Annotated in this window: 6 protein-coding genes and 1 pseudogene; 1 reads left to right on the top strand and 6 read right to left on the bottom strand. The window is 49.1% G+C overall.

Going from position 1 to position 8,739, the window contains the following annotated elements; translation table 11 throughout:
• From WBV75_RS01160 to WBV75_RS01150, 3 genes and pseudogenes are all read right to left on the bottom strand, one after another.
• Positions 1 to 404: pseudogene (locus tag WBV75_RS01160) on the bottom strand (alpha/beta hydrolase); the annotation flags it as partial.
• Between the two features lie 202 nt (positions 405 to 606).
• Complete coding sequence (locus WBV75_RS01155; protein WP_424118830.1) at positions 607 to 1,125, bottom strand: 5' nucleotidase, NT5C type; 519 nt, start codon at positions 1,123 to 1,125, stop codon at positions 607 to 609.
• Between the two features lie 144 nt (positions 1,126 to 1,269).
• Positions 1,270 to 1,680 (bottom strand): hypothetical protein, encoded by a 411-nt coding sequence (locus WBV75_RS01150; protein ID WP_424118829.1) that lies wholly within the window; start codon positions 1,678 to 1,680, stop codon positions 1,270 to 1,272.
• A gap of 232 nt (positions 1,681 to 1,912) precedes the next feature.
• Here WBV75_RS01150 and WBV75_RS01145 point away from each other — a divergent pair, with 232 nt between their 5' ends.
• Positions 1,913 to 2,389 (top strand): hypothetical protein, encoded by a 477-nt coding sequence (locus WBV75_RS01145; protein ID WP_424118828.1) that lies wholly within the window; start codon positions 1,913 to 1,915, stop codon positions 2,387 to 2,389.
• A 27-nt stretch (positions 2,390 to 2,416) separates the two neighbouring features.
• Here the strand turns inward: WBV75_RS01145 and WBV75_RS01140 are convergent, their stop codons facing one another.
• From WBV75_RS01140 to WBV75_RS01130, 3 genes are all read right to left on the bottom strand, one after another.
• On the bottom strand, positions 2,417 to 4,663 hold the full coding sequence (locus tag WBV75_RS01140) for a beta-glucosidase family protein (protein WP_424118827.1): 2,247 nt from the start codon (positions 4,661 to 4,663) through the stop codon (positions 2,417 to 2,419).
• Positions 4,664 to 4,702: 39 nt separating this feature from the next.
• Positions 4,703 to 5,524: a glycoside hydrolase family 16 protein gene (locus WBV75_RS01135; protein WP_424118826.1), complete on the bottom strand. Its 822-nt coding sequence runs from the start codon at positions 5,522 to 5,524 to the stop codon at positions 4,703 to 4,705.
• 6 nt (positions 5,525 to 5,530) lie between these two features.
• On the bottom strand, positions 5,531 to 8,739 hold a 3,209-nt coding region (locus WBV75_RS01130), incomplete at its 5' end, for a hypothetical protein (RefSeq protein ID WP_424118825.1).

Below are 8,739 nucleotides of genomic sequence, written 5' to 3'. Positions count from 1 at the left end.
GCCAGAATATCAAAGGAATCAAAAGACATATCCGGAAGGGCTGAAGACAAGCCAATCCCCCGCTGGTCGAAGAGGATAATATCCCGACCCTGCCGGAAAGGATGCTCTGCAAGGAATCCCACAAGCCCTTCATCCAGAGTTTCCCCACCCGGTCCTCCGGAAAAAAAGATCATCGGGTAGGCCCCCGCAACAGGTTCCTTGGCCTTCATCACGGCATAGGCAATATGAATCTGCGTACCGTTGAGCGCATCGTGGTTTTCGGGTACCTGTAGAACCCCTGTGGTCAGGGCTTTGTTTTGCGTGAGCCAATCGGGAAGTGTGTTTTCTTTTACAATTTGGGCGTGAAGGGTCTCCGTAGTCCCAACAAAACAGAGGAATACAGTAAAAAGGAGGATTTTGTACATCGGGTGCATCTTAAAGGTTGGTATACCTAAAAGACGAACTATAAGGTAAATCGTTACAAGTAGTGTATTGAAGATCACTTCGGGAAATTTTTAGTTTATGGAGGGTGCCAGATTATAAAGGCTTTCCGCAAGTAAATTTCAGACTGAGGAACTAATTTGAAGTTGGGTGGGTGGGGGTCCCTTGTACACAAAAAAGTCCTTCCTACACCAACAAATCGGCAACTTCAGCCCAGCTGTCCGCCCTTTCATAACCTGTGGTGTGAATATTATGGGGGGAGGTGAAAAGTATGCTTCGTCCGTGAAACGTCTCCAGGTTATGGCTTCGGTCATCGATAAGGACATCGCCCCTAAGGATGTGTTTGTCTCCCAGAAGAATGCGATTTCTCCAATGGATAAATGGAAAATGTTCATCCAGCCACTGGTGTTTTTCAATGAGCGAATTGGGGAATTGCATGGCAGCTGAAGCGATATAGACCTGGTATTTTTCGGCCAACTCCCGTAGGACCTCCTGACTCCCGGCAATGGGGTCGAGATTGCGAAAAAAACCGGGTTCGAAATAATGCTCCCATATGCGCTCCCGATGTTCGGGTACTTGTTGCCAAACCTCCCCGCCCATACATTGCTCTTTGGTCAGGGATGCTCCAAATCTGCTGTTATACCGGCTGATGTGAGCTCCGTAGGTGTCCGCCAACACCTCATCCATGTCTACGAATAACGTCATAATGCGAAGTACTCAAAAAAGGATAAAATCCTCAAGGAATCCGCCGTTAAAACTGCGTTATTTTTCCTGAACCCAATATCGGGGCAGGATCTGGGACCTTACACCTGTCAGACCTAAAGACTATCCAGTTCCACAAATTCGTATTCAGGGGACATCTCTAAAATTTGTCTTAGGATAGCAGCATGTCCGTTCCAGATGATGCCCGGCCTTGTATTCTCCGTATTTCAGGGCTGCGTTCCATTCTGGATGGGCTTCAATGGCTATTTTATTAGCATTAAGCTTCTTTAGATACTCCACCAATTCCGTAACCTCGGATTTTTTCGGTTCCTCCAGCACATCTATTTTATCCGACTCATCCGCCTTCATGGCATCAAGGCCGGGATAGTCAAAATGGGAGCTCCCAACCACTAAAACCCGGGCACGGGCTGGAGGGAAATAACTGCTTATGGGTTTAATCAATTTTTCTTCTGGTTCATCAGTCACTGGGGCATTATTCTCACCACATGAAGTCATTAGTACCAGGCCAGCAAACAATGCTTTTAGTTTATTTATCATATGAGACGTATTTACAAAGACTTGTACAGTGCTGATAGATTAATTGCTCGTCGCCCGAAGCAGCCTGCCAGAATACTGTTATGGTTATAGAGAAGGCCTAACTAGCAGACGTAAATTTTCTAAAAATTGTTCCAGGTAGGGTATTTGCTCAGCGCAATCGATTTTTGTTCGACAATACCAAATTTCCTATCTTACCCCCATAGATTATCTTGCCCTTTTATAGATCTTACTCATGAAGAAATTTCTGATTTTGTTTTTTTCCCTGACTGTAGTTTCCTGTTCAGATGACGATGGCGGTACGGAGACCAATCCCAACCGCGATTTGGTTGTTGGAACCTGGAACCTGACAGAACTGACTATTTCACCTCCTCAGGATATCAACCAGGATGGGACAACAACCACCAATGTGCTCTCGGAAATAGACTGTACCATTACCGGGAGGATTACCATAAACGATAACAATACCTGGGCTTTTACCGGAAACGATCTGGTGGTTACCACCATTACGGGGGGGCTGTTTATTTTCCAGTGCTCCGACAATACCCGAAACGAGGGCGGAAACTGGGATATTGAAGGGAACGTCCTTCGTCTGGCAGACGGAACAGGGGCCATTACCCTCTTTACTTTCAGCAGTTCGCAGGAAACCTTAACCAATATTATTGGGGATAACCTCCCCGGTTTACAGGCAGAGGTCTATACCAAACAATAATCAGCTTCGGAAGTTTCTCATCGGGGTTTAGTCCTGGCCGACCTCTATTTCCAGGGTGTGATAGGTGTGGTCTGAAGCATTCCCGACATACAATCTGTACACTCCGGGTTCCAATTGCCAGCCGGAGAAATCCTCATTAAAATACCGAAAGCTGGAAATGGGAGTACAGATTTCAGCCGATTGTGATTCTCCGGGTTTTAAGTCCAGTTTTTGGAAGCCCTTCAGTTCCCGGGTAGGTCGTTCTATTTTTGAATCCGGTTTCCCCATATAGACCTGTACTACTTCCGCCCCGGCCCTACTCCCCGTATTCTCAATTTCAAAAGAGACCGTTACCGTATCTTGTGAACCGTACCTTTTTGCGTTCGTCTTAATCTCAGAAACTTTAAAGCTGGTATAAGAAAGTCCGAATCCAAACGGAAACAATGGTTTTATCTTTTTGGTCTCGTGCCAGCGGTACCCTACAAAAATACCCTCTGCATACTGCTGAACCTTTTTTATCCCGGGATAGGAAGCTTCCCCAAAATGGTGGGCCGCATTCTCTACCAGGGTTTCCGGAAAGGTAAACGGCAGTTTTCCCGAAGGATTTACGTCACCACTGAGGATATCGGCAAGGGCGTATCCGGCCATGCTCCCGGCATACCATGCCTGCAGGATTCCCTGAACATCATCTGCCCAGGGCATACTCACCGCATTACCGCTGATCAGGACAACGCCCACCTCCTTATTGACCTCCAGGATATCACTAAGTAAATTGTCCTGTCCGAAAGGCAATCTCAGGTTTTCCCGATCGCCCCCTTCACAATCCTGCCGGTGACTTTTGTTCAGCCCCCCGATAAAGAGTACTTTGTCTGCTTTTGAAGCAATGGCAAGCGCTTCCTGCCTTAGGGAATCCGCGTCGTAACGAGCGGGTTCCACGCGTCCGTATACTGAAGGACCTGAGGCGTACCCCATGGCATGTAGGATGTTGGCCTTTGGAAAGCGTTGGCGGAGCCCGTCCAGGGGAGAAACTTCTATTTTGGCCTTCAGTTCGGAGGAGCCTCCACCCTGGGTCATCGAACGGGTGGCGTTTTCACCAATAACTGCAAGGGTCATTTCCTTATCGGGATCCAGGGGGAAGAACTGCCCCTGATTCTTTAACAGGACCATACCCTCTGAGGCAACCTTGCGCGCCACATCCAGGTGTTCCTGGTTATTCATCTTTCCCATTCCCCGGTCGGGATTCATGCTCGTCCGATACATTAGGCGTAAAATGCGCCTTACCTTATCATCGAGGACTTCTTCAGGTACTTCCCCGGATTTGAGCATCTCCAAAAATGGATTTGCCAGATAATAGTTGTCATAGGCATTGATGAGGGTACTAGTCAGGCCATCGGTCCCCGTCCCCATTTCTATATCCAACCCATAAAGCGCGGCCTCACGGGTATCGTGGGCACTCCCCCAGTCCGTGATCACCACTCCATCAAAGGCCCAGTCGCCTTTGAGGATGGTATTGATTAAAAATTCGTGATGGCTGCAATACTGCCCCCTGAACTTATTATAGGAACCCATAACGGCCCAGACATTTCCCTTTTCCACCGCCGCCTTGAAAGCAGGCAGGTATATTTCATGCAAGGCCCTGTCGCTCACCTGCACATCCACATAATTCCGCCACTTTTCCTGGTTATTCAGGGCAAAATGCTTTACACATGCAGCAACCCCATTTGCCTGTACCCCTTTGATGTAAGGAACCACCATTTCAGAGGCCAGGAATGGATCTTCGCCCATATATTCAAAGTTCCTCCCGTTGAGTGGGGTGCGATAGATATTCACGCCCGGGCCAAGCAGCACATCCTTTTTGCGGTAGCGCGCTTCCTCTCCCAGACTCTGTCCATAGGCAAAGGATAAATCTAAATTGAAGGTGGCCGCAAGGCAGGTCAGGGCCGGAAAGGCCGTAATGGAATCATTGGTCCAGCCGGCATAACCCCAATTATCCCAGTTAATTTCACCCCGAACCCCATGGGGTCCGTCAGACATCCATAGCTCCGGAATCCCCAAACGCGGGACTCCAGGGGTGCTGAATTTAGATTGGGCGTGGCACATGGCTACTTTTTCCTCCAGGGTCAGTTGCCCCAGGATATCTTCGATGGATGCTTCGATTTCTTTCATCTGGGTTGAATTAGATGTAGGCTTTTGGCTGTAAGCCTGCTGAGAATTCAAAAAAAGAGGACACACCATCAGGACTGCCAACAGCATCCTGAATGCAGGAGGCCGGCAGGTGCGTTCAATTCTCTTCATGACCTGATATTTTAATGCGCATTAAAAATTCCATTGCCCTTAGAAACATCCTCCATCCCGGAATTGCCCCTCCGGGCATTTAAAAATGCGGATATAATCGATCACGAACTCCTGGGGGAAGATGGCATCATCGATTTCAGGCCCACCAAAATTCCCGCCTACAGCAAGGTTTATGAGCAAATAAAAGGGTTGATCAAAAGGCCATACCTCGGGGGTTCGTTCCTTCGGGGAAAAAGTATAGACCAGCACACCATCTGTATAGAATCGAATCGAATTGGGCTCCCATTCCATAGCGAAAAGGTGGAACCCATCCTCAATATCCGCAACCGGGGTTTTCCGGGTATTGGTTGTATTGCCATGGCTGTCCGGGGTATGGAGGGAAGTATATACCATACCGGGATCCTTCCCGACATATTCCAGGATATCGATCTCCCCGCATCGGGGCCAGCCGACTTCCCCGATATTGGAACCCAGCATCCAGATCGCCGGCCATACCCCTGTACCGGCAGGGAGTTTGGCCCTGGCTTCTACCCGGCCGTACCGGAATTCAACCTTATCTTTCGTGGTAATACGGGTAGAGGTATATCCACTATCTTCCTTGCGGGCTGTAATAATCAGTTTTCCATCTTCCAGGCGGTGGTTCTGGCGCGTATAACGCTGGGCTTCGTTATTCCCCCATCCACAAATTTCCGGGCAACCATCCCCCAATTCGAAGTTCCAGGTATCCCCGGAGAGTGCTGTACCGTCAAACTCCTCTGCCCAGTGTAATTCGGGCGGGGAGGGGCATCCGGTCAGTAAAAAAAACAGTACGGACAATCCCGTCCAAACGAAATATTTCTCCAATACCTTTTTCCCAGTCATTGGTCGTTAATTAAAATCATCGGTTGCCAGGCCGACCCGGATACTTTCAACAGTCCCTTTCCGCTCAAAAAGTGCACTGCTGATGGTGGGCTCAAGGGCACGGGACTCCCATGCTTTGGAGCTACCATCCGAAAAGCGCACTGCTACACCCGATTTCTCGCCCAAAGCATATACTATGGGTACCTGACACACGGTAAAGGCCAGCGCTTTCTCCGGAACCTCCAGGGACTGGAGGGTATTATGCACATCCAGGTACTCAAAACTATGAGATGTGGTCAAAAATTCATCCTTATGGAGCAACCCCGGGCCAAAATGCAGGCGTCCTTCCAAAACCCGAACCCCGAGTTCGCCCTGCCGGACCAGGATATCTTCCTTGACCTGCCCGGTCATTCCCGGCTGTTGTGCCCCCCGGTGTGCCGGGGTGTGTGAATACGGGTCGGTGGGAAAGGCCCCGTATACCTGAGGGGGCTTATGCACCCCGATCCCTTCATTGATCTGGTGGTAATGCGCCATAAGGCCCGCCTGGGTTTTTGCATCAGCCCGGGAATTCAACCCCTGGAAACAACACTCCTGGGCAGCTAAAGAAAGTTTGGAAACCATGTGCCAGTAAATGGACCCCAGCCCCTCATAGCCAAAGAAGGTTCCCGACCGGCCGGTAAAGGATTTATGATCAAAAACGGCCTCGAAAATATCCAGGATTTCCCCCCGTTCCCGAGCCACCAGGTCCTGATACTTTGGGGGTAATTCGGTCAGCGCTTTCTTTAAACTCCCGGAATTATTGAAATCCCCGTTAAAATGGTAGTTTCCTTTAACATCCTGCTCCACGATCTGCCGATTCCCATCTTCTAAGAGCTTCAGGAGGAGTGAAGATTTTTTTATAAGATCCGTTGGAATACGATTTTTGTCCACAAAGCGGGGCAGGTCCTTATCGGGATACAGGATGTAACTGTTCTGATCCTCACGGTAAAGGGCACTCTTGCGAAGGGCGTTCATTACTTCAAGGGCCTGTTCCGGGTTCAGACTTCCCGAACTCAGCACGGCTACCTGCCCTTCCAGCATTTCACTCAAATGGGAAATTGCAATAGAATCCTTTCCGGTTACGGTCATCAGGTTATAGGAGTGATAGAGCTTGTCCGGACGCTGGTTCGCGCCAATCGCATGGTCGGCATAGGCAGACATAACCGCTATAAATTCCCCGAGGTCAGCGGCGGAGACTTCCTTTTTCGATCCGGTGAAGCCCCCGGTATAAATCCGCGTGCGATACTCGCTTGCAGCAGTACCCAAAGCGTCGACAATATCTTTGCGCACCGTATCTGAAATCGATCCGCTGAGCGTCTCTTTATGTTGTTGTAATCCCTGGGTAATTGCTTTAAAAAATTGTTCCAATTCCTCCGATATTCGAACCGTTTTGGGCTGGTAAGTGTCCAGTAAATCCCCGAAATAGCTCAGGAAACGTTTCATATAACAAAGGGTTACCATCGAAACCCCATTGCCCACAAGCGCATTATTGGCATCATTCCACTCGGGGCGTTGGGTGTTCAGCCAAATCCCGGCTTCCGGGATAAAATTTGAGGCCTTGGCCAGGAGGGTAGCGAGGAGTTTTTCTACCAGGTTCACCCGGTAAGGCGCGTCCTGGAATTGAATCAGTGCCCCGTCGGCCCCGATCTTTTCTTTCCGCCTGCTGATCTCCTTTTCGAGCTCATGATCAAAATCGATAGTGTCTTTGGGATTGCTTAGGATTTCGGAATAGGGCTTTATCCTGTAGGGCACATTGGCATATACAAAGAGGTCCTGACCCCAGAAGGATAGCAAACGGCCTGGATAGTAAGCTTCGATAAACTCGAGAAACTTCAGGAGGTATATGAGCTGGTGGTCCCCCCAATAGCCAATATAGGACCAGGGATCATCTGGTTCAATGACCTCCCAGTCTATCCCGGATTTGGTAATGCGGTATGGGTTGTACCCGTCAAAAGTAGACGCATTGAGGAACTTGTGGATCATCCCGTCGATAAACTCCGGGTAGGAATGCGCCAATGCCTCCCAGTTCTGGAAGATATCCCTCCAGTTCCCTTCATAATCGAGGATTTTAGACCCGTCCTTTTCACTTTGGGTATTGATTGAAAACCGGTTCCAGGGACGGCTGGGATCCCCATGCCTCCTGCTAAATTTGAGTGGCAGGTATTCATAGGCCAACCTCAGGAAATTAGCATCCGCAGATTTTGCCAGTTCCCTCAATTCAAAGAGCGTAAAGGTTTCAGGTAACTGGCCCAATAAGGCTTTATTCGTTTCATATACCTTTGAATTAGCCTGTTTCAGGTAGGTGCCAAAATCCGCTTTCTCCAGGTCGTAGTTGTTGTCAAAGATCCCTCCCCGCATAATGTTATACATGGTATTGGCGTAATGGCGGGTGATTCGAAGGCTGTCTTGTGTAAGCTGCAACCCATCTGCTGCTGCCGTCAACCCAATCAACCGGCGGGTTCCCACCTCTATATCGTCCAAAACCAATTGCCTTAAAGCCCCGGGATCCATTAGTTTCATCTGCAGGGCCTCAACATCCGAAGGACCCTGATTGACATTGGCCACAAGCATCCAGCGGTGCTCTTGCCCGGGCTGGAGCGACAATTCCGACCCTATAAAATACGCACCCTTTTCTCCGCGTATGTCTGTTTCGGGCTTTAGGGGGGCACCCGTTCTGAAACCATCGAGTTGGAGGGATGAAATAAGATATTGCGGTTTTTGTAGTCCAACAGACCAGGCTACATTGGCCTTGAGGGATTCACTGGGTTCTGCCTTATCCACGATAATGGCACTAAGGCTGAATATACCCAGGCCTGTTTCGGTCTGCAATTCATTCTTCTTATAGGCGTCGACTAAATTGCTCCGGCTGTTTTGCAGGTCTGTATTCACCCCATAGGGCAGGATATTCTGCAACCCGTCAAGCACTTCTGCCTTCACCGGTGCCTTCCCGTTGTAGATCAGGCTAGACCGTTTGGCAAAGCCGAAAAGATTGGACGAATTCCATTGGTATCGAAAGGTGAGTTCGAGGTCTGAATTGACTTCTTCAAAAATAACCTTGTTGCAATAGGCATTTTTGTAGAGGTTTCTATGGATGGCATAAGCGCCTTTTTGCCGCTCTGAAAAAGGCTCCCACAGGTACTCCTGCCCATCTTTTTGAATTCGAATAAGGGTTTTACTTCCCGTTATTTCCGCAGACT

The sequence above is a fragment of the Robiginitalea sp. genome, assembly GCF_049588695.1.
GTDB lineage: Bacteria > Bacteroidota > Bacteroidia > Flavobacteriales > Flavobacteriaceae > Robiginitalea.
Note: the sequence above shows the minus strand (reverse complement) of the source record. Positions and strands in the feature narration are given on the sequence as shown.

What these genes read in the sequence shown, in the direction of transcription:
- WBV75_RS01155 (WP_424118830.1), bottom strand. Translation starts at nt 1,125, where the DNA reads ATGACGTTATTCGTAGACATGGATGAGGTGTTGGCGGACACCTACGGA.
- WBV75_RS01150 (WP_424118829.1), bottom strand. Translation starts at nt 1,680, where the DNA reads ATGATAAATAAACTAAAAGCATTGTTTGCTGGCCTGGTACTAATGACT.
- WBV75_RS01145 (WP_424118828.1), top strand. Translation starts at nt 1,913, where the DNA reads ATGAAGAAATTTCTGATTTTGTTTTTTTCCCTGACTGTAGTTTCCTGT.
- WBV75_RS01140 (WP_424118827.1), bottom strand. Translation starts at nt 4,663, where the DNA reads ATGAAGAGAATTGAACGCACCTGCCGGCCTCCTGCATTCAGGATGCTG.
- WBV75_RS01135 (WP_424118826.1), bottom strand. Translation starts at nt 5,524, where the DNA reads ATGACTGGGAAAAAGGTATTGGAGAAATATTTCGTTTGGACGGGATTG.